This window comes from Bradyrhizobium sp. YR681 (assembly GCF_000282615.1).
Taxonomy (GTDB): Bacteria; Pseudomonadota; Alphaproteobacteria; order Rhizobiales; family Xanthobacteraceae; genus Bradyrhizobium.
In genome coordinates this window covers 16,271-37,077 of record NZ_AKIY01000262.1, presented here as the reverse complement: position 1 = coordinate 37,077, position 20,807 = coordinate 16,271, and the positions used below count along the sequence as shown (strand labels likewise).

The window sequence follows — 20,807 nt, the reverse complement described above, 5'->3', positions numbered from 1 at the left end:
GGCGCCCGGGTCCGGGCGCGCGGTTTATCGGGAGATCATGGGCCGGCCTATTCTCAAGATAAATAGATCGATTATAATGAATTACATGAAAGAAATCGATCATTTGGCCCTCGACGGCCACGCCCTCGCACTGTTCCTGGCCGTGCTGGAGGAGGGCTCGGTGACGGCGGCGGCAACGCGGCTCGGCCTGACGCAATCGGCCGTCAGCCACGGCCTCAACAAGCTGCGGCGGATTGCCGGCGATCCGCTGTTCGCCAAATCCGGCCGCGGCATCGTCGCCACCGCGCATGCGCAGGCGCTCGCGGCGAAAGCACGCGCGCTGATCGACGAGATGCGCAGCTTTGCCGGCGGCGTCAGCTTCGCACCGGCGCAGGCCCAGCTGTCGCTGACGATCGCCGCCAACGACTTCCAGCGCGACCTGCTGCTGCCACGCTTCTTCGGTCATGTCGCCGAACAGGTGAAGAGCCTGAACCTGCGTGTGATCCCCTCGCAATCCCCCTCTCCAGCGATGCTGCGCGAGAACCGGTGCGACCTCCTGATCACGCCGCTGCCGCCGTCCGGCGTCGACATCGTGCAGAAGCGGCTGCTCAGCGATCACTACGTCTGCTACTTCGATCCCAGGGCGCGGGCGGCGCCAACCAGCCGCGCCGCCTATCTCGCGGCGCGCCACATCACGGTCGTCTATACCGACAATGAGCGGCTCGACTTCGATCGCCGGCTGGCGGCGAACGGTTTTCATCGCGACATCGCGATCTCGGTGCCGAGCTTCTCCGGTGTGCCGTCCTTCCTGCGCGGCTCGCAGATGCTGGCGAGCATGCCGAGCCTGCTCGCTTCCGACGTCATGCGCGGTTTCGCGCAAACGCCGATACCGCTGGCCTCGCGCACGCGCACGCTGGCCGAGCTGCCGATGTTCATGGTCTGGCACCAGCGCTACCAGAAAGATCCGGCCCATCGCTGGATCAGGAGCCAGCTCGAGATGGCGGTCGCGGCCGTCACGGACGCCTGAGCCAACGCCTCCCTCGCGGAAGCCCAGCCCCTCGCCAAACCCACTGGTTGCGCGCGGGCGGCCACGCTAGAATTCGGCCATGACAGTGACCGATATTGCGAGCCGGACCTACAATCACAGCTGGCGGCTGGATCCCATCATCCGCAGCCTGCTTGATACCGACTTTTACAAGCTATTGATGTTGCAGATGATTCGGGAAGATTACCCGAATCGGCAGGTGACCTTCTCGGTCATCAACCGCTCGCGCCATGTCCGGCTCGCCGAGATCATCGACGAGGGCGAGCTGCGCGCCCAGCTCGACCACGCCCGTACCATCCGCTTCACCAAGAAAGAGCTGATCTGGCTTGCCGGTAACACCTTCTACGGCAAGACCCACATGTTCTCGGCGGATTTCATCCGTTGGCTGGCCGAATTCCGCCTGCCCGAATACGAGCTGCGCAAGGTCGAGGGCCAGTACGAGATCCATTTCCACGGGCCGTGGACCCACACCACGATGTGGGAGATTCCGGCGCTCGCAATCCTCAACGAGCTGCGCTCGCGCGCGGCGATCAAGGGCCGCGGCCGCTTCGAGCTCGACGTGCTCTATGCCCGCGCCAAGGCCAAGCTGTGGACCAAGGTCGAGCGGCTGCGCAAGCTGGAGAATTTGCGGCTGTCCGACTTCGGCACCCGCCGCCGCCACGGTTTCCTCTGGCAGCGCTGGTGCGTCGAGGCCGTGAAGGAAGGCCTCGGCCCCTCCTTCATCGGCACCTCCAACGTGCTGCTCGCGATGGACAACGATCTCGAGGCCATCGGCACCAACGCGCATGAGCTGCCGATGGTCGCCGCGGCGCTTGCCAAGGACGACGAGGAATTGCGCTGGGCGCCCTATCGCATCCTCGACCAGTGGCGCCAGACCTATGGTGGCAACCTCCTGATCGCACTGCCCGATGCCTTCGGCACAAAAGCCTTCCTGCGCGATGCGCCGGAATGGGTCGCGGACTGGACCGGCTTCCGCCCCGACAGCGCGCCGCCGATCCAGGCCGGCGAGGAGATCATCGCCTGGTGGGAGAAGAAAGGCCGCAATCCCAAAGACAAGCTGCTGGTGTTCTCCGACGCGATGGATGTCGGCTCGATCGAGGAGACCTATCACCACTTCTCCGGACGGGTGCGGCTCTCCTTCGGCTGGGGCACCAACCTCACCAACGACTTCGTCGGCTGCACCCCGGACGGCTCGTTCAATCTCGATCCGATCTCGCTGGTCTGCAAAGTGTCGTCGGCCGACGGCCATCCGGCGGTCAAGCTCTCCGACAATCCGGAAAAGGCGACCGGCCTGCCCTCGGAGATCGAGCGTTACCTGCGCGTGTTCGGCGATGCGGGTCGCGTGCGCAAGCCGGTGCTGGTCTAGCGCCGCCTCCCCCCTATCGATCAGGTCAATCGCGCAGGACGAATGCACGGCATTGTTGCGTCAATGCCGTGCCAGTTCCGGTTAGTCGGCATTTACGACAATCTGCGCGCATCCGCTTCACAACGCCTTCACCCTGCGATGCGGTCCGACGCACTTTTCAGGTCGAGTTAAGCAACCTTCTCCTCTACTTGGCGTTGCAGGCGCAACGCTCCGCTGGGGTCGTTGATCGATTTGGGGAACGTAGGGTGTTTCGCAGAACAGCGTCTTCGATGAAGGGACACAGCTTCCTTCACGTCATCAAGCTCGTCTCGCCTTTCGTGATGGTCGTCGTGCTGCAGGCGGCGATTGCGGGATTCAGCCTCGAGGTGATGTCGTCGGTCCGCGCCTATGTCGCGGGCGAGGCGCTGTGGTCGCGCTCGCAGAAGAACGCCGTCTATTTCCTCAACCTCTATCTGCATTCGGGCGACAAGGGCCAGTTCGCGCAATACGAGGCGTCTCTCGCCGTTCCCATCGGCGACGAGTTTGCGCGCTGGGCGCTGGAGCGCGATCCTGTCGACGTCGAGGCCGCCCGCATCGGCTTCCTGCAAGGTGGCAACCATCCCGATGACGTGCCGGGCCTGATCTGGCTGTTCCGCTATTTCAACCGCGTCAGCTTCCTTCAGGAAGCGATCCGCGAGTGGACGGCCACCGACCCCATGCTGCTGGAGCTGAGCGTGTTCGGCGAGGTGATCCGGTCCGAGCTGGAGAAGGGCCCAATTCGCGACAGCAGCCGCCTGCAATTCCTGTCGTCGCGACTCTCTGAGCTCAACACACAATTCACGGTGCACGCCAACCGCTTCTCCACCGTCCTCGGCGAAGGCTCCCGCGCCATCAAGATGACGCTAACCTGCATCAACATCGTCACCGCCTTGACGCTGATCCTGCTCCTGATCTGGCACACGCGGCGATTGGTACGGCAACGACATGCCTTCGAAGATGCCTTGCATGACGAGAAGGAGCGCCTCGCCTGGCAGGCATCGCACGACTGGCTGACCGGCCTTGCCAACCGCCGCGCCTTCGAGGCGCGGCTGCAAAGCGAGCTTGATAATATTGCAGCCGGCTCGCTTGCGCTGGTCCTGCTCGACCTCGACCAGTTCAAGAACGTCAACGACAGCTGCGGCCATCTCGCCGGCGACCGCCTGCTCTGCCAAGTCTCCGGCCTGCTGCAACATGACCGGCGGCCGCATGATATGGTGGCTAGGCTCGGCGGCGACGAATTCGGCCTGATCCTGCCGCAGTGCCCGCCTGCGAACGCCGTCGATATCGCCGAACGGCTGCGACGGGCGCTGGAGCTGTTCAGCTTCGCTTGGGACGATCGTTGCTTTGCGGTGACCGCCAGCATCGGCGTTGCCTGCATTGCAGACGGCCAGACGACGCTCGAGGACGCGATGCGGCGTGCGGACGCAGCCTGCTATCGCGCCAAGGAGAAGGGACGCAACCGGGTTCAGGTCGACAGCGGGCGGCCGGACGTCGTCCTTGTCGCTGCACGGCCACGCGAAGCCGCCGTGGCGAGAGGCTGAGACCGCGCCGCGCGTGCATCAAGCCGGGTTCGCCTGAGTCCGTATGCGATTGCGCCTGATGCTTCGCGACGCGATGGGCGTTGCCCTGTCGGCCAAATTCGACGGCGAGTTCGCGGCACGCAGCACCACTTATTCCGGCACTGCGAGCCTGCGATATCAATGGTAGCGCCGGGCCGGCCTGCTTCGCCCTATCAAGCTGACCGCGCGGACGGCACAATCCCAAGACCCGCAAGATGCACGTCGACGAACTGATCGACCTGCTGACGCAGCATCTGGGGCGGCACGGCCACCATGCGCTCCTCGAGGCCGAGCGAGATGATGCCGTGCACCGCTGAAAACAGGGTGCGCGACAACAGCGCGATCTTCACGTCATCCGCATCCGGGAGCAGCCGCACCAAGGGCGCGTGCATCAGCGCGAAGGCGTCCATCACCATCTGAAGGATGTCGTCGGGATAGGGCCGGTCGTCCTCAATCCGATGCTCGAACAGCGACCGCAGCAGATTGGCGTGCTCGGCGAAAAATTCGAGATAGGTCGCAGCCAGCCCGTAGAGCTGGCGGACGGGATCTTCGGTCGGAACGCCCTCAAGCCGCACTGTCAGCGCCTGGACTGTCTCCCGATTGACGGTCAGGATCACCCCGTCGAAGTCGCCAAACTCGTTATAGATGCTGCCGACCGAGCAGCCGGCGGCCTCCGCAACGTCCCGAACCTTCAACGATCTCAAACCTTTAGTCGCAATGATGTTGCGGGCGATCTCCAGGATCTGAAGCCGCCTCCGAAATTTTTTTTGGTCGCGCAGCGATTCTTCTTGAACATTGTTCATTTTAGAGCTACTCACGTGAACATTGTTCAATTTAACCTGGAGACCTGCAAAATGCAAACCCTCGCTGTTGATATCGCCACCACCTTCGTTGATGACGCTGCGGCCCTCGTGACCGGCCTCGGCCGGGCCGCCCTCAAGCTCGCCATGGCGCCGATCGACCGCATCGCCAATGCCTGCGACATTGCCGGCGTGCTGACCGAGCGCCGCGCCACCTTCCGGATGTGGCGGGCCAACCGCGCCCGTCACAACGGCCGCCGCTTCGGCCTTCTCCGCCGCCTCTCGCCCTTTCGGCATCTCGCCCATCTCACCTGAGGCAGGCCGCAGCCGGCACGTTCCGCTCGGCTCGAATGCCAGACCCGGTTGCAAGGAAGGAATTACCATGTCCCGACATTGGCGGCCGATTTCGCAATGCCTGGAGACGCGGTTCAGCTTTTCCTCATCGCCCGGCGCGATATCCGGTAAGCGCGGCCGTTCCGCCCGAACTTCGCCGCGACCGGAAATTTGCGAACCTAACGAGACCATTTGGAGACCAACAGGATCGGAGGGACCGAGGGGACAGAGCAGGCCGGCAGCCTGCTATCGCGCGCCCATGCCCTTCCGGTCGTGACGCTTTCACCGACAATAGAACAACCTCAGGCTGCCTCTCTGGAACAGGACTGGTCATGATCAGGGATTTGATGTCGTCACGCCGCTTTGCGCCGCTATTCTGGGCGCAATTCTTCTCGGCGCTCAATGACAACGTGCTCAAGAACGCACTCGTCATCATCCTGCTTTACAGCGCCGCGACCGGCCACGGCGATGCGCTGGTGACGGTGGCAGGTGCCGTTTTCATCTTCCCCTATTTCATCCTGTCCGGCCTCGGCGGCCAGCTCGCCGACAAATACGTCAAATCCGTCGTCGCCCGGCGGCTCAAATTCGCCGAGATCTTTGCCGCGGCCTTTGCCGCCTCCGGCTTCTTCCTGCACTCGGTGCCGCTGCTGTTCACGGCGCTTGCGCTGTTCGGCATCATCGCCGCCCTGTTCGGCCCGGTGAAATATTCCATGTTGCCGGATCAGCTCGAGCTCGGCGAGCTCGCGACCGGCAACGCGCTGGTCGAAGGCGCGACCTTCATGGCCATCCTGCTCGGCACCGTCGCCGGCGGCCAGTTCGTGGCCGGCTCGGCGCATATGGGCTGGGTCGCATCGGCCGTGGTCGTGCTCGCCCTGCTGTCCTGGGCGTTCGCCTCCCGCATTCCGCAGACGACGCCCTCCGCGCCCGATCTGCCCGTCGATGCCAATCCCTGGACCTCGACGGTGAGCCTGTTGAAGACGCTGCATGCCGACCACCGGCTGTGGGACGGCACCGTGATCGTCTCCTGGTTCTGGCTGGTCGGCGCCATCGTGCTGTCGCTGCTGCCGGCGCTGGTCAAGGACGTCGTCGGCGGCACCGAGGGCGTGGTGACGCTGTGCCTCGCGATCTTCGCGATCGGTATCGCCATCGGTTCGCTGTTCGCGGCCAGCCTCAGCCATGTGCGCCCGAACCTCGCGCTGGTGCCGATCGGCGCCATCATCATGGGGTTTGCCGGCCTCGATCTCGCCTGGGCCATCGCCGTGACCACCAAGGGGCACGAGATCGCAGCGGCCGACTTCGCGACCTCGTTCTCAGGCCTGCGCATGCTGGCCGACTTCGTCGCCTTCGCATTCGGCGGCGGCCTGTTCGTCGTTCCGTCCTTCGCCGCCGTGCAAGCATGGTCGGCCCCGAACGAACGCGCCCGCATCATCGCCGCCGGCAACGTGTTGCAGGCCGCCTTCATGGTGGTCGGCTCGCTGTTCGTCGCGCTGCTCCAGGCCGGCGGATTGCATGTCGGCTGGATCTTCTTCGGCCTCGGCCTCGCCAGCTTCGGCGCGGTGTGGTTCGTGCTGACCAAGTGGGGCAAGGAAGGCGTGCGCGATTTCGGCGGACTGCTGTTCCGCGCCCTCTTCCGCACCGAGATTCGCGGGCTGGAAAACCTGCCGCCTCCGGGCACCCGCATGCTGATCGCGCCCAACCATGTCAGCCTGATCGACGGCCCGCTGCTGCACGCCGTGCTGCCGATCGACGCGAGCTTCGCGGTCGATACCGGTATCGCCAAGGCCTGGTGGGCAAAACCGTTCCTGCGCGTGGTCAAGCATTACACCATGGACCCGACCAAGCCGCTGGCCGCGCGCGACCTGATCAAGCTCGTCGCCGCCGGTGAGCCCGTCGTCATCTTCCCGGAGGGACGCATCACCGTCTCCGGCTCGCTGATGAAGGTCTATGACGGCACCGCGATGATCGCGGACAAGGCCGATGCCGTCGTCGTGCCGGTCCGCATCGAAGGCGCGCAACGTTCGCATCTGAGCTACCTCAACAGCAGCCAGATCAAGCGTTCGTGGTTCCCGCGGGTGACGGTCACGATCCTGCCGCCGGTCAAGCTTCCGGTCGATCCGGCGCTGAAGGGCAAGGCGCGCCGCAATGCCGCTGGCGCCGCGCTCCAGGACGTGATGATCGATGCGATGGTCAAGAATGCCATGCTCGATCACACGCTGTTCGAAGCGCTCGGACATGCCTATCGCGACCGCGACACCGGCAAGGTCATCGTCGAGGACGCGCTCGGCACCCAGCTGACCTATCGCAAGCTGATCCTTGGCGCGCAGGTCCTGAGCCGCAAGCTCGAGACCGGTACCTCCGTCGGCGAGAATGTCGGCGTGCTGCTGCCGAACTCCGCAGGCGTCGCCGTCGTCTTCATGGCACTGCAGAACATCGGCCGTGTCCCGGCGATGCTCAACTTCTCGGCCGGCCCGGTCAATGTCCTCGCCGCCATGAAGGCCGCGCAGGTCAAGACCGTGCTGACCTCGAAAGCCTTCATCGAGAAGGGCAAGCTCGACAAGCTGATGGCCGCGATCTCCGCTGAGGCGCGCGTCGTCTATCTCGAGGATGTCCGCGCCTCGATCGGCACCGCCGACAAGATCAAGGGCCTGCTCGCCGGCACCGCGCCGCGCGTCGCCCGCCAGGCCAACGATCCGGCCGTCGTGCTGTTCACGTCGGGCTCGGAAGGCACGCCCAAGGGTGTGGTGCTGTCCCATCGCAACATCCTTGCCAACTCGGCGCAAGCACTGGCGCGGGTCGATGCCAATGCGAATGACAAGGTGTTCAACGTGCTGCCGGTGTTCCATTCCTTCGGGCTGACCGGCGGAATGATGATGCCGCTGCTCGCGGGCATTCCGATCTACATGTACCCCTCGCCGCTGCATTACCGGATCGTGCCGGAGCTGATCTACCAGACCGGCGCCACCATCCTGTTCGGCACCGACACGTTCCTCACCGGCTACGCACGTTCGGCCCACGCCTACGACTTCCGCACTCTGCGTCTGGTGATCGCCGGCGCCGAAGCCGTCAAGGACCGCACGCGGCAGGTGTTCATGGAGCGCTACGGCATCCGCATCCTCGAAGGCTATGGCGTCACCGAGACGGCGCCGGTGCTGGCGATGAACACGCCGATGGCCAACCGCCCCGGCACCGTCGGCCGCCTGTCGCCGCTGATGGAGAGCAAGCTCGATCCGGTCCCCGGCATCGAGGAAGGCGGACGCCTCTCGGTGCGCGGACCGAACGTGATGCTCGGTTACCTGCGCGCGGAAAATCCCGGCGTGCTCGAGGTGCTCCCCGAGGGCTGGCACGACACCGGCGACATCGTGGCGATCGACGCGGCAGGCTTCATCACCATCAAGGGCCGCGCCAAGCGCTTTGCCAAGATCGCGGGCGAAATGGTGTCGCTGTCGGCGGTCGAGGCGATCGCGACGACGCTCTGGCCCCAGGCCGGCTCGGTTGCCGTGTCGATCCCCGATCAGCGCAAGGGCGAGCGTATCGTGCTGCTGACGACGGAGAAGAATGCCGAGCGCAGCGCGATGCAGGGCCAGGCCAAGGCGATCGGCGCGTCCGAGCTGACCGTTCCCGCGGCGATCATGGTGGTCGACAAGGTGCCGCTGCTCGGCACCGGCAAGACCGACTATGTCACGGCAACGACGATGGCCCGCGAGCAGGCGTCCGCGCCGGAGCGCGAGGTAGCGTAAGACAGGTGCACGAGGCGCCTCGATCAGGCGACGCGCGATGCCCGGGAGTGGTGCTGCTCCACGGCATCGCGCGGACCTCGGCATCCATGGCCAGGCTCGAACGAGAACTCAAGGCGAGCGGGTTTGCGACGCTGAACATCGACTATGCCAGCCGCAGCAAATCGATCGCGGCGCTCGCGGACGACATCCATCCGGCGGTCACAGGCTTTGCTCAACGCGATGTGCCATTGTACTTCGTCGCGCATTCGATGGGCGGCCTTGTGGCGCGCGCCTATATCGCCAGATATCGCCCGGCGCGGCTCGCCGGAATCGTGATGCTGGGCACGCCAAACGGCGGCAGTGAAGTCGCCGATCTCCTGAGCGGATCCCGGCTCTACCGCGCATTTTACGGGCCTGCCGGGCTCGAACTCACGACTGCGACCTGGCCTGACGCCCTGCCCGCCCTGGACTATCCCGTCGGCGTGATCGCCGGAAACCGCTTCATCGATCCCGTCGCCGGCCTCTTCGTTCTGCCGAAGCCGAATGACGGACGGGTCTCGGTGCAAAGTACGATGCTGGCCGGCATGACCGGCCATGTCGTCGTGCAGGCGTCCCATACCGGGCTCCCGCGTCACGCCATCGCGATCGAGCAGACGATCACCTTCCTGCGCGAAGGCCGCTTCCGCGCCGGTTGAATCTCAAGAGCCGGCTTCGCTACGCCGCTCCTGCGCGTAACGCACCAGCGCCGCGAAGCGATAGATGCCGTGCACGAACTTGCCGTAGGGCATGGTGATGAACAGCGCGAACACCGCGCCGAGATGCAGTGCCAGCAGCGGCCCCATCGCCGCGGTCTCGCGCAGGATCAGAAGCAGCATGCCGGTGAGCCCCGTCAGGAACAGCATGGCGATGAAGCCCACATCCATGCCGTAGCGTTGCTCGTCGAGCAGCTCCGGCGCGCGGCGTGACTTCGCGACAAACAGCCCGATTGGTCCGACGATGAGGCCGATGCCACCGAGCGTGCCGAGCACGACGGGCAGATCCCACCACGGATACGGCGCTTCGCGTCCCCAGAGGTAGTGATAGAGCGTTGCGACCGACGTCGCGGCAAAGCACAGCAGGAAACCGTAGAACGTCAGATGGTGGAAAAGCTTGCGGCGGTCGGTCGGCTTGTCGTCCTCGTTGTAGCAGCCGACACCGCCGCCATGGAGATAGCGCAGCTCGCCGGCGTCGCGGATCGCCTGGACAATCGAGCCACCATCGGCACGGCCGCCAATCGGCGTCCCGATATCGCGCCAGAACGCGCGCACGCTCATGACCAGCGCGAAGATGGCATAGAGAAAAGCCGCGCTGAACAGCGCCGCCATCGCGTTGTGCGGCATCAGCTTGTAGAACGCACCGGACCCGGTGTGCACGCCGAACAGCACGTTGCGGTCGTTCAGGGCCGCAAAACCGAGGATGAAGGCCGCCATGCTGAGCGCCGCCACGATGCTGATGACGAGGCCGTTGCGTGCAAAGGCGCCCGACAGCGCCTGCGGCCACGCATAGGCCGCATAGGACTCGGCACGCGCGACGGCCAGCGTCTTGGGGACGTTGACGTTGAACTCGTGCGGCGGCGAGAACTGGCAGTCGACGTAACAGGCGCCGCAGGAATGGCAGAGGTTTGCGAGATAGTTGAGGTCGCCGTCGGAGAAGGCGCGCCGCATCTCCATGGCGGGAAATACCGCGCAAAGACCCTCGCAGTAGCGGCAGGAATTGCAGACCGTCATCAGGCGGTCGGCTTCGTCCAGGATTTGGGTTCCGTGCATGGCTTTACTTCGTCAGGCCTTTGCCCTCGAGCCATTTCTGGATCAGGGCCGCGACCTCGAGGTTGTTCTTGTCCATCATCACCATATGCGAATTGCCCTTGATGCCGGCCTGCGGGAGATCGACGATGTCGACACTGCCGCCCGCCGCCTTGATGGCCTCCGCAAAGGCGATGCCGTTGGCGCGGATCTTGGGCCAGCGCGAATCCCGTTCGATATAATCGCCATAGATGATGAGGGTCGGGATGTTCTTCAGCACATCCGCCTTGGCGAGATCGCCGATGCCGGCCGGCTCGATTGCGATCAGCGCCTTGACCTTGTCGGGGCGGGCCTGCGCAACCTTGAAGCCGAAAGTGCCAGCCTGGCTGTGGAACAGGAGCACCGAAGGGCCGACGCGATCGATCTCGGCGATATAGGCGGCGATGGTCGCATCATCAGTCGTGGTCCAGCGCGGCACGTTCTGCTTGACGAAATTCTCGTAGCCTTCGACGGGAAACTGGTTGCCCGGCAACAATTTTCGCTTGGCGGGATCGGGATCGTAGGAGTTTGGCCCGTCGCCGATACGGAAACGCTCGAACGGGTTGGCCGTGGTGAGGAAGACCGGCTCGCCCTTGAAGATGTCAGGGTATTGCGCCCAGCCCGCGCGGCCGCGCTCCACCGCGTCGGAATTGTAGACCGCCCATCCCTTGCGCAGGAAATAATTCAGCCAGCCTTCGCGGCCGTCAGGCGTGGTCTCGTAGGTGACGCCGGTCAGTCCGCCGCCATGCCACATCAGCAGCGGATAGGCGCCCTTCTCATTGGCCGGCAGGAAATACTGCACATACATCTGCTCGACCTGATAGGTGCCGTTGGGATCGACCTTGGCCGGCACGCCGCCGGGCGCGAACACGACCTCCCTCACCGGCTTGCCTGAGATTTCGACAAGGCGTCCGCCGACATGGAACGAGCCCATGTCGCGCAGGGTGATCGGGTCGGCGGCGCGGGCCTGGCCGACCATCAGCAGCGCCGCGATCGAAGCAATGGCAATGCGTGACATGGGTTCTCCCTATCTTTTCTTCATTCTAGTTCTTGGCGTGGCGTGCCGCTTCCCGTCCCGCGATCCGCCCGAACACGCTGCCGATGGTCATGCCCATGCCGGCGGCATAGCCCTTGCCGAGCACGTTGCCCGCCATGATCTCGCCGGCCGCGAACATGTTGGCTGACGGCTTGCCGTCCGCCATCAGCATCCGCGCCTCCTTGGTCACGCGCGTGCCGAGATAGGTGAAGGTGATGCCGGGCCGCACCGGATAGGCGAGATAAGGCGGCGTCTCGATTTTGCGCGCCCAATGCGTCTTGGGCGGCGTGATGCCCTCGGTCACGCAGTCATCGAGAATGGTGTGGTCGAAGGTGCCGGGCCGCACTGCGGCGTTGAACTCGGTGATGGTCTTTTCCAGCGCGGCGGGGTCGAGCTCCAGCTTGCCGGCAAGCTCGGCGACGGTCTGCCCGGCGATCGGCGGGAACAGCGTCGGCATGAAGCTGGTGACGACGGTGGAATCGAAGATGATGTAGGCGATCTGGTCGGGCTGCGCCGCGACCAGCCGGCCCCAGATCGCGTAGCGCTTCGGCCAGATATCCTCGCCCTCGTCGTAGAAGCGCTGCGCATGCTTGTTGACGACGATGCCGAACACCACCGAGTCATGTCGTGTGATGATGCCGCCGTCGAATTTCGGCGCGCGGGCGTCGATCGCGACCGCATGGCACTGGGTGGGATCGCCGACCTCCTGCACGCCCTTGTCGAGCAGCATCTTCAGGATCGAGCCGCGATTATAGGGCGTACCGCGGATCAGGAAGTTGTCGGCGGCCTCGCCCCAATATTGCTTCAGCCATTCGATGTTGGCCTCGAACCCGCCGGCGGCGGCGACCAGCGACGTCGCGCGAATCTCGGTCTCGCCCTTGATCGGCCGCTTGAGGCGCGCGGCGAGGAACATGCCGTCCTCGATCACGAGGTCGGTGACCTCGCCATCGTATTCGACGTCGACGCCGAGCCGCTCGGCGGTCAGATACAGCGCATTCAGCATGGCCCGGCCACCGCCGAGGAAGAAGGAGTTGGTGCGGCCGAGGCTCAGCGTGCCGCCCAGCGAAGGCTGCCAACGCACGCCCTGTTCCACGATCCAGTTCAGGATGTCCTTGGACTCCCGGATCATGTGACGGGCGAGCACCTCGTCGGTCTGCCCGCCGGTGACGCGCAGCAGATCCTCCCAGAACTCCTCCTCGGTGTAGGGGCCGGTGAGGATTTCAGTCGCGGCGTCATGGGCGCAGCGCATGTTGCGGGTGTGGCGCGTGTTGCCGCCGCGATAGAACTTTGGCGCGCCTTCGAGCACGAGCACCGAGGCGCCGCCGCGGCGCGCCGAGATCGCGGCGCATAGTGCCGCGTTGCCGCCGCCAATCACCAGCACGTCGTATTTGCTGCTCATGCCGTCTGCCCGATGCGACGAAGTTAGAGATATTCCGCCCGCCGGCGGTCCCGGTCAATGCGGCCTGCCATTGCGCACTTTTGTATACAAAGATATACAAAACCGGTGCAAGCGGCATCTCTGCATGGGCAGGATGCGTTCGGCTGCCGATGAGGATGCATGGCCAGACGCCCGGCAAAGGCAGGGGGATCAATCGCGCGCGGTGCCGGTGTCGCACTGGGCGAAGCCGTGTTCCGCTCGCTTTGCGAGTCGCTCCAGGCCGGCAGCTACCGCGCCGGCGACCGCCTGCGCGAGGAAGAGGTCGCGCAGCGGCTCAAGGTCAGCCGCACACCGGTTCGCGAAGCCTTCGGCCGCCTCGCGGCGCGCGGCTTCGTCGAGCCCGCCGGCGGCCGCGGCCTGATCGTGCGCAACCTCGACATATCGGAGGTGCTCGAGCTCTACGCCATGCGCGAGATCATGGAGGGGGCCGCCGCGCGTCTCGCCGCCGAGCATGCCTCGGCGACCGAGCTCGATGCCATCAGGGATATCGAACAGACCTTCGTCGAAGCGTCCGAGACCGACGCCGCAGAGATGGCCCGGCTCAACCGCGCCTTCCACGAGGCGATCTGCCGCGCCGCGCGCAACCGCTATCTCGACAACGCGTCCCGGGAATTGCAGGACTGGATCGCCCTGCTCGGGCCAACGACTTTCACAGTGACGGGACGCCCCACGACCAGCCACGGCGAGCATCAGACCATCATCGACGCCATCGCCGCGCGCGACGGCGACAAGGCGGAGCAACTTGCGAGGGCGCATATCCGCGAGGCGCTACGCTGCCGGCTGAAGCTGTTGCAGAAGCAATAGGCCGTCCGATCAGGCCTCGAAGACGCGCGTCAGAAGCCAATAGCCTCCAAGCAGGCTGATGCCTGCCGACACCGTGTAGACCAGCCTCGCCGCCCGCACCGGCTCGGTGTGGCCGACCATGCTCAACCGGTCCAACAGGCCAAGCACCGGAAGCATCAGTGCGACGATCGCGATCTGCCCGATCTCCACACCGACGTTGAAGGCGGCAAGCGCCGGAACGATCGCATCCGGCGGCAAGCCGATCTCGCGCAGCGCGCCGGCAAAGCCGAAGCCGTGGATCAAGCCGAACAGAAAGGCCACGCGCCAGCGCCTGTCGACGTCGCGCGAAAAGAAGTTCTCGACCGCCACGAACATGATCGAGGCGGCGATTGCGGGCTCCACGATACGGCTCGGAACGACGAGGACGTTCAGCGCCGCCAGCGACAAGGTGATCGAATGGGCGATGGTGAAGGCGGTGACGATCTTGACAACGGGAACGAGCCGCCGCGCCCACAGCATCACCGCGACCAGGAACGCGATGTGATCATAGCCGAGGAAAATGTGCTCGATCCCGGTGAGGAGATAGCGCTGCATCGTCGACCATGGCGACGGCGGCGCGGCAGAGAGCGTGACCGTCGTATTGCCGGCATCGAGCAATGCCTGCGTTTCGGACTTGCCCCGCGCGACCAGCACCACCTGACGGGCAGCCGGATCCTTCTCGGTGAGCACCGTGGAGCGGTAGACGATGTCGCCGGCGACGTCGGCGCAGGCAAAGCTGTTGCGATAGATGACGCCGTCACCATCCGGCAGGATCGCGGCAACACCCGATGCGCAGGCCGTTCCGCCGCCTGTGACTGCAAGGTGCGTATTCATATAAGCAAGGATCGCGGCTCTCGCTGCCTCGACCGCGGCCGGATCGACCGCATCCTGCCGCGCATCATGGATCTTCGTGCCAATCAGCCGATCGACATCGCTGCCCTTCAGGCCCAGTTCGACGCTGACCGTCCGGCCATCGGCCAGCCCGACACGCGCGGTCGCAAGGTTGACCTGATGCGCCTCAGCCGGAAAGCAGATGCAGAGCAGGACGAAGAGCCACAGGAGCTGTGGCCGCCTCATGATCCTGCTCAATCCCTCACGCCAGCACATCCGCGACGATCGCCTTCAGGACATCCCGTACATCGGCTGGCCTCAGCCGCACCTGCAAGCCGCGTTGACCGCCATTGAGATAGACCAGGTCATGCGCCAGCGCGCTCTGCTCGATCACGGTGCCGACCTGCTTGCGCTGCCCGAACGGACTGATGCCGCCGACCTTGTAGCCGGTGACGCGTTCGGCCTCGGGCGGCTTCATCATCTGCGCCGATTTGCCGCTCGCGGCTGCTGCGAGCTTCTTCATCGAGACTTCCTGGTCGGACGGCACGATGACGCAGACCGGCTTGCCGTCGACCTGCGCCATCAGCGTCTTCAAAACGCGCGCAGGATTCTCACCGAGCGCGGCGGCCGCCTGGAGCCCGATGCTCTCGGCGTCAGGATCGTAGGCGTAGGCGTGAACGGTGAAGGCAACGCCGGCGGCCGTGAGCGCCCGGGTGGCGGGGGTGACTTTGGACATGGACGGTGTTTACCACCGTCATTGCGAGGAGCGAAGCCATGGCAAGGAGGATGCGTCCGCGCGCGGCACATCCGGTGTCGTCTCCGCAAAGGCGGGGACCCATAACCCCAGGGAGGAGTTTGGCGAAGGCTCGCGGTCCGGGATTGCGAGCGTCCACAATCGAGGGATCACGCGGTATGGGTCCCCGCCTTCGCGGGGACGACAGCGGACCGTGCTGCCAAAGGCGAACCGCCTACTCTGCCGCGTCGCGCATCTCGGCCCGCTCGGCTCTCGCCGCGCAGAACTTGAACTCCGGGATCTTGCCAAACGGATCGAGCGCCGGATTGGTGAGCAGGTTCGCCGCCGCCTCCGCGTAGCAGAACGGCATGAACACCATGTTCTCGGGCACGTCGCGGTCGGAGCGGACCTTGACCTCGACCGCGCCGCGGCGGGTCTCCAGCCGAATGAAATCGCCCGGCGCAAGCTTCTTCCTGTGCATGTCCTTTGGCGACATGAACGCAACTGCCTCCGGCTCGATCTGGTCCAGCACCTGGGCGCGGCGGGTCATCGAACCGGTGTGCCAGTGCTCGAGCACGCGGCCGGTCGAGAGAACCATCGGATATTCGGCGTCTGGCACCTCGTCCGGCGGGATGACGTGGGCCGGAACGATCTTGCCGCGCCCGCTCGCGGTCGGGAATCCCGTGGTGAAGATGATCTCGTTGCCGGGAACGTCGGGACCGTCGACGGGATAGGTGACCGCGCCCTCGCGCACCAGACGCTCCCAGGTGATGTTCTTCAGCGACGGCATCAGCTGCGCCATCTCGGTGAAGACATCGCCGGGGCCGGCATAATTCCAGGGCAGGCCCATGCGCTTGCCGATCTCCTGGATGATCCAGAGATCCTGCCGCGCATCGCCGGGCGGCTTGATCACCTGGCGCGCGAGCTGCACGCGGCGATCGGTGTTGGTGAACGAGCCTTCCTTTTCCGCGAACGCCGATGCCGGCAGGATGACGTCGGCGTGGAACGCGGTCTCGGTGACGAAGAGATCCTGCACCACGAGATGATCGAGCATGGCGAGCGCCTGGCGCGCATGCTGGAGATCGGGATCGGACATCGCGGGGTTCTCGCCCTCGATATACATGCCCTTGATCTCGCCGGCGTGGATCGCGTTCATGATCTCGACCACGGTGAGACCGCGGACGGGATCGAGGTCCTGGTCCCACAGCTTTTCGAAATTGCCGCGCAAATCGTCGCGGCTGACCGGCTGGTAGTCCGGCAGGAACATCGGGATCAGGCCGGCGTCGGAGGCGCCCTGCACGTTGTTCTGGCCACGCAACGGATGCAGGCCGGTGCCGGGACGGCCGACCTGGCCGGTGATCAGCGCGAGCGCGATCAGGCACCGCGCATTGTCGGTGCCGTGGACATGCTGGCTGATGCCCATGCCCCAGAAGATGATCGACGACTTCGCGCGCGCATAGGTGCGCGCAACCTCGCGCAGCGTTTGCGCCGGAATGCCGCAGATCGCCTCCATCTTCTCCGGCGTGAACTCCTTGATCTTCTCCTTGAGGTCCTCAAACCCCTCGGTATAGCCCGCGATGTACTGGTCGTCGGTCAGGCCTTCGGTGATGATCGTGTTGATCATCGCGTTCAGCATGGCAACGTCGGAGCCGGGCTTGAATTGCAGATGCTTGGTCGCATGGCGCGACAGCGTCTGCCGGCGCGGGTCCATCACGAACAGCTTTGCGTTATTCTGCTTCACCGCGTTCTTGATGAAGGTCGCGGCGACCGGGTGGTTTACGGTCGGATTGGCGCCGATCACGATGATGACCTCGGCATCCATCGCGGCTGCGAACGGCGCCGACACCGCGCCCGAGCTGAGACCTTCGAACAACGCCGCCACCGACGAGGCGTGGCATAGACGGGTGCAGTGGTCGACATTGTTGGAGCCGAAACCGGTCCGCACCAGCTTCTGGAACAGATAGGCTTCTTCGTTCGAGCCCTTGGCCGAGCCGAATCCGGCCAGCGCCTTCACGCCGTTGGTGTCGCGGATCTTGACCAGACCCTTGGCGGCGATGTCGAGCGCCTCTTCCCACGACGCTTCGCGGAAATGGGTGAAAGGATTCGCCGGATCGACCTGGTCGTTGGAATCCTTCTTCGCATTCGGCAGCCGCACCAGCGGCTTGGTGATGCGATGCGGATGGTGGATGTAGTCGAAGCCGAAGCGGCCCTTGACGCAGAGACGGTTGTGATTGGCGGGGCCGTCGCGGCCCTCCGCATAAATCACCTTCTCGTCCTTGACCTCGTAAGTGACCTGGCAGCCGACGCCGCAGAACGGGCAGAGCGAATCCACCTTCTTGTCGGCATAGGTGACGCGGGTCTGGTTCTCGTCGAGCATCACGGCCGGCATCAAGGCTCCGGTCGGACAGGCCTGCACGCATTCGCCGCAGGCAACGCACGTGGACTCGCCCATGGGATCGTCGAAGTCGAAAACGATCTTCGAGCCGTGGCTGCGATAGGCCATGCCGATGACGTCGTTGACCTGCACCTCGCGGCAGGCGCGTACGCACAGGCCGCACTGGATGCAGGCATCGAGATTGACCCGCATCGCCGGATGACTGGCATCCGTCGCCCAGCGCTCGGCGGCGGGGAAGCGGCTCTCGGTGACGCCGGTGGTCTCGGCCCAGTGCCAGAATTTCGAATCGGGATCGTGCGAGGTCTCGCGCGCCGGCTGGTCCGCAACGAGCAGCTCCATCACCATCTTCTGCGCCGACACCGCACGCGCGCTCTCGGTCTTCACCTTCATGCCGACCGACGGCGTGCGCTTGCACGATGCGGCGAGCACGCGCTCGCCCTCGATCTCGACCATGCAGGCGCGGCAATTGCCGTCAGGGCGATAATCGGGCGCAGGCGAATAGCACAGATGCGGGATCTCGCGCCCCTGGCGCTTTGCGACTTGCCAGATCGTTTCGCCGGCGTTGGCCTCGACCTGCTTGCCGTCGAGCTCGAACGTAATCTTGGTCATTCGGCCGCTTCCTTGAACTCGTCAGGGAAATATTTGATCACGGTGGACAGCGGGTTAGATGCCGCCTGTCCGAGCCCGCAGATCGAGGCATCGCGCATCGCCTGGCTCAATTCTTCCAGCAGGGCCCGGTTCCAGACCGGCTTCTGCATCAGCTGCGCCGCCTTCTGGGTTCCGACGCGGCACGGCGTGCACTGGCCGCAGCTCTCGTCCTCGAAGAACTTCATCAGGTTCAGCGCCGCCGCGCGCACGCTGTCCTTCTGCGACAGGATCACGATCGCGGCCGATCCGATGAAGCAGCCGTATTTCTCCAGCGTGCCGAAATCGAGCGGGATGTCATCCATCGCCGCCGGCAGGATGCCGCCGGACGCGCCACCCGGAAGATAAGCGTAGAACTGATGGCCGTCGGCCATGCCGCCGCAATATTCGTCGATCAGCTCGCGCACGGTGATGCCCGCGGGTGCGAGCTTCATGCCCGGATTTTTCACGCGGCCGGAGACCGAGAAGCTGCGCAGGCCGTGACGCTCGTGGCGGCCATTGCCCTTCCACCAGTCGGCGCCCTTCTCGACGATGTCACGGACCCACCACAGCGTCTCGATATTGTTGATCAGCGTCGGCAGGCCGAACAGGCCGACCTGGAACGGGTAAGGCGGCTTGTGCCGGGGCAGGCCGCGCTTGCCTTCGATGCTTTCGAGCAGCGAGGATTCCTCGCCGCAGATGTAAGCGCCGGCGCCGCGGCGCATGTGCAGCGTCGGACCGCCCGGCGGGAGCTTTGCGATCTCGCGCTCCAAAATCTCGCGCGATGCCGGATATTCGTCGCGCAGGTAGATGTAGACGTCCGAGGCCTGCACCACATGGGCGCCGATCAGCATGCCCTCGATGAAGCGATGCGGATCGCTTTCGAGATAGACGCGGTCCTTGAACGTGCCGGGCTCGCCCTCGTCGCCGTTGATCGCCATCAGCCGCGGACCGGGCTCGCCGAGCACGGCGCGCCATTTGCGCCCCGTGGGGAAGCCGGCGCCGCCGAGGCCGCGCAGCGAGGCGTCGTCGAGCGCCTTCAGCAGATCGTCCTTGGGCAATTCGCCGGAGCGCAGGCGGCCCAGCAGCTTGTAGCCGCCGCTCGCAACATAGGCGTCGTAGTCGATATACTTTGGCAGATGCGCGTGGGTGTCTCCGCCCTTCGCGGCCGCCATCACATTGGCAACGGTCGCATGGTCGACGAAATTGTGTCCGACTTCCGCGGCTGGAGCGGTGTCGCAGCGGCCAACACAGGGCGCGCGCACGACGCGGATACCAGGCCCCGACGCGCTCTGCAGATCCGCGAGCAGCTTTTCGCCGCCGAGCATCGCGCAGGTCAGCGAGTCGCAGACGCGGATCGTCAGCGGCGCGATATCGGGCTCGCCTTCCTTCACCACGTCGAAATGCGCATAGAAGGTCGCGGTCTCGAACACTTCGGCGAAGGCGAGCTTCATCTCGTCGGCGAGCGCGGCCAGATGCGCCGCCGAAATCTGGCGATACTTGTCCTGGATCAGATGGAGATATTCGATCAGCAGATCGCGCCGCCGCGGGCGATCGCCAAGCAGCAGCTCGATCTCATGCGCGGCGGTCGGATCGACCTGCCGGCCCTTGGGCGTGGACTTGGCGCGCCGGCGCCCCTCGCCCGGATGCTCGAATTCTCTGACCTTGTGAACGTCGTCGTTGCTGCTCATGGAAACGCCGCGTTCTCCTCAAAAGCGCGATGACCTCAGGACGGGATTGCCATCGCGATCCGCCCTTATTTCCAAGCCTGACCATAGGGAACCGCGTGCCACGCGTCCAACGCGTCAGGTCTCATTCCAGGCAACTCTAACCTCTGGTATACCAGACGCCAAGTAAATTTAGAACGTATCTATAATCATTTAGGAGGCGGACAGCCGCCCTGCCACGCGCCCTCACACAAACGCGACGCGGAACTTCGCCTCAGGTCTTGCCCATGCACTCTTCGATGTAGAACCAGCGGTCGTCGCCGGTGAGCCCCTTGGACTTCACGTCAGCGCGGCACGCCTTAAGCTTCGGCTTGTTGGCGGACCACTTCGCCTTCATGTCCTTCAGCTTCTGCATAGTGAGCTTCATCTTGCCCGGCTTGGCTTCGGTCGTCGCAGCGGGTGCCGGCGGTGTCGTCGCGGTCTGCGCGGACGCGGCATGAAGACCAGCGACGAGCAACACCGCCGCAAGGCAAATTCGAGTGCGAACCATTGAAATCCCCCTAAGTCCCATTCTCGATGATGTCTGAAAGGCGAACGCCGCGGGACGCTGGTGAGCATCCCGCGG

General features: G+C 64.9%; 15 protein-coding genes. 6 read left to right on the top strand and 9 right to left on the bottom strand.

Annotated features, from left to right (window positions below; all coding sequences use genetic code 11):
* Positions 1–76 precede the first annotated feature (76 nt).
* The 3 genes from PMI42_RS28570 (at position 77) to PMI42_RS28560 (ending at position 3,949) form a co-directional block, all read left to right on the top strand.
* Positions 77–1,006: a LysR family transcriptional regulator gene (locus PMI42_RS28570; RefSeq protein ID WP_008140828.1), complete on the top strand. Its 930-nt coding sequence runs from the start codon at positions 77–79 to the stop codon at positions 1,004–1,006.
* 79 nt (positions 1,007–1,085) lie between these two features.
* Positions 1,086–2,390 (top strand): nicotinate phosphoribosyltransferase, encoded by a 1,305-nt coding sequence (gene pncB, locus PMI42_RS28565; RefSeq protein WP_008140826.1) that lies wholly within the window; start codon positions 1,086–1,088, stop codon positions 2,388–2,390.
* A 245-nt stretch (positions 2,391–2,635) separates the two neighbouring features.
* Complete coding sequence (locus PMI42_RS28560; RefSeq protein ID WP_035966922.1) at positions 2,636–3,949, top strand: GGDEF domain-containing protein; 1,314 nt, start codon at positions 2,636–2,638, stop codon at positions 3,947–3,949.
* A 191-nt stretch (positions 3,950–4,140) separates the two neighbouring features.
* Here the strand turns inward: PMI42_RS28560 and PMI42_RS39770 are convergent, their stop codons facing one another.
* The gene (locus PMI42_RS39770) at positions 4,141–4,770 is read right to left on the bottom strand and encodes a TetR/AcrR family transcriptional regulator (RefSeq protein ID WP_008140822.1); all 630 of its coding nucleotides are present in this window, start codon (positions 4,768–4,770) and stop codon (positions 4,141–4,143) included.
* Between the two features lie 662 nt (positions 4,771–5,432).
* On the opposite strand from PMI42_RS39770, the gene PMI42_RS28545 reads away from it, so the two are divergent.
* Together PMI42_RS28545 and PMI42_RS28540 are read left to right on the top strand one after the other, a co-directional pair.
* Positions 5,433–8,837 (top strand): acyl-[ACP]--phospholipid O-acyltransferase, encoded by a 3,405-nt coding sequence (locus PMI42_RS28545; protein WP_008140818.1) that lies wholly within the window; start codon positions 5,433–5,435, stop codon positions 8,835–8,837.
* Between the two features lie 5 nt (positions 8,838–8,842).
* Complete coding sequence (locus PMI42_RS28540) at positions 8,843–9,511, top strand: esterase/lipase family protein (protein ID WP_035966921.1); 669 nt, start codon at positions 8,843–8,845, stop codon at positions 9,509–9,511.
* Positions 9,512–9,514: 3 nt separating this feature from the next.
* On the opposite strand, the gene tcuB is transcribed toward PMI42_RS28540, so the two are convergent.
* The 3 genes from tcuB to tcuA are packed head-to-tail and all read right to left on the bottom strand — an operon-like array spanning position 9,515 to position 13,071.
* Positions 9,515–10,621, bottom strand: a complete 1,107-nt coding sequence (tcuB, locus tag PMI42_RS28535) for a tricarballylate utilization 4Fe-4S protein TcuB (RefSeq protein WP_008140813.1) — start codon at positions 10,619–10,621, stop codon at positions 9,515–9,517.
* Positions 10,622–10,625: 4 nt separating this feature from the next.
* Positions 10,626–11,654 carry an alpha/beta hydrolase gene (locus PMI42_RS28530; RefSeq protein ID WP_008140811.1) on the bottom strand — a complete coding sequence of 343 codons (1,029 nt, stop codon included), beginning with the start codon at positions 11,652–11,654 and terminating at the stop codon, positions 10,626–10,628.
* 25 nt (positions 11,655–11,679) lie between these two features.
* Positions 11,680–13,071: an FAD-dependent tricarballylate dehydrogenase TcuA gene (gene tcuA / locus PMI42_RS28525; RefSeq protein WP_008140809.1), complete on the bottom strand. Its 1,392-nt coding sequence runs from the start codon at positions 13,069–13,071 to the stop codon at positions 11,680–11,682.
* A gap of 159 nt (positions 13,072–13,230) precedes the next feature.
* On the opposite strand from tcuA, the gene PMI42_RS28520 reads away from it, so the two are divergent.
* Positions 13,231–13,914, top strand: a complete 684-nt coding sequence (locus tag PMI42_RS28520) for a GntR family transcriptional regulator (protein ID WP_008140807.1) — start codon at positions 13,231–13,233, stop codon at positions 13,912–13,914.
* 9 nt (positions 13,915–13,923) lie between these two features.
* Here the strand turns inward: PMI42_RS28520 and PMI42_RS28515 are convergent, their stop codons facing one another.
* The 5 genes from PMI42_RS28515 to PMI42_RS28495 all read right to left on the bottom strand — a co-directional run bounded on the left by PMI42_RS28515 (position 13,924) and on the right by PMI42_RS28495 (position 20,732).
* Positions 13,924–15,009, bottom strand: coding sequence for a HupE/UreJ family protein (locus tag PMI42_RS28515; RefSeq protein WP_008140805.1), 1,086 nt, complete (start codon positions 15,007–15,009; stop codon positions 13,924–13,926).
* Positions 15,010–15,025: 16 nt separating this feature from the next.
* Positions 15,026–15,499, bottom strand: a complete 474-nt coding sequence (gene ybaK, locus PMI42_RS28510; protein WP_008140803.1) for a Cys-tRNA(Pro) deacylase — start codon at positions 15,497–15,499, stop codon at positions 15,026–15,028.
* Between the two features lie 232 nt (positions 15,500–15,731).
* Entirely contained in the window at positions 15,732–18,500 is a 2,769-nt protein-coding gene (gene fdhF, locus PMI42_RS28505) for a formate dehydrogenase subunit alpha (protein WP_008140801.1), read from the bottom strand.
* On the bottom strand, positions 18,497–20,206 hold the full coding sequence (locus tag PMI42_RS28500) for an NADH-ubiquinone oxidoreductase-F iron-sulfur binding region domain-containing protein (protein WP_008140799.1): 1,710 nt from the start codon (positions 20,204–20,206) through the stop codon (positions 18,497–18,499). The genes fdhF and PMI42_RS28500 overlap by 4 nt, the downstream gene beginning before the upstream one ends.
* A 250-nt stretch (positions 20,207–20,456) precedes the next feature.
* Positions 20,457–20,732 (bottom strand): hypothetical protein, encoded by a 276-nt coding sequence (locus tag PMI42_RS28495; RefSeq protein ID WP_008140797.1) that lies wholly within the window; start codon positions 20,730–20,732, stop codon positions 20,457–20,459.
* Between the last annotated feature and the right edge of the window lie 75 nt (positions 20,733–20,807).

Excerpts from the sequence above, each read along its gene's own strand:
- PMI42_RS28500 (WP_008140799.1), bottom strand. The coding sequence starts at position 20,206 with ATGAGCAGCAACGACGACGTTCACAAGGTCAGAGAATTCGAGCATCCG.
- PMI42_RS28570 (WP_008140828.1), top strand. The coding sequence starts at position 77 with ATGAATTACATGAAAGAAATCGATCATTTGGCCCTCGACGGCCACGCC.
- tcuA (WP_008140809.1), bottom strand. The coding sequence starts at position 13,071 with ATGAGCAGCAAATACGACGTGCTGGTGATTGGCGGCGGCAACGCGGCA.
- fdhF (WP_008140801.1), bottom strand. The coding sequence starts at position 18,500 with ATGACCAAGATTACGTTCGAGCTCGACGGCAAGCAGGTCGAGGCCAAC.
- pncB (WP_008140826.1), top strand. The coding sequence starts at position 1,086 with ATGACAGTGACCGATATTGCGAGCCGGACCTACAATCACAGCTGGCGG.
- tcuB (WP_008140813.1), bottom strand. The coding sequence starts at position 10,621 with ATGCACGGAACCCAAATCCTGGACGAAGCCGACCGCCTGATGACGGTC.
- ybaK (WP_008140803.1), bottom strand. The coding sequence starts at position 15,499 with ATGTCCAAAGTCACCCCCGCCACCCGGGCGCTCACGGCCGCCGGCGTT.
- PMI42_RS28515 (WP_008140805.1), bottom strand. The coding sequence starts at position 15,009 with ATGAGGCGGCCACAGCTCCTGTGGCTCTTCGTCCTGCTCTGCATCTGC.
- PMI42_RS28520 (WP_008140807.1), top strand. The coding sequence starts at position 13,231 with ATGGCCAGACGCCCGGCAAAGGCAGGGGGATCAATCGCGCGCGGTGCC.
- PMI42_RS28530 (WP_008140811.1), bottom strand. The coding sequence starts at position 11,654 with ATGTCACGCATTGCCATTGCTTCGATCGCGGCGCTGCTGATGGTCGGC.
- PMI42_RS28545 (WP_008140818.1), top strand. The coding sequence starts at position 5,433 with ATGATCAGGGATTTGATGTCGTCACGCCGCTTTGCGCCGCTATTCTGG.
- PMI42_RS39770 (WP_008140822.1), bottom strand. The coding sequence starts at position 4,770 with ATGAACAATGTTCAAGAAGAATCGCTGCGCGACCAAAAAAAATTTCGG.
- PMI42_RS28495 (WP_008140797.1), bottom strand. The coding sequence starts at position 20,732 with ATGGTTCGCACTCGAATTTGCCTTGCGGCGGTGTTGCTCGTCGCTGGT.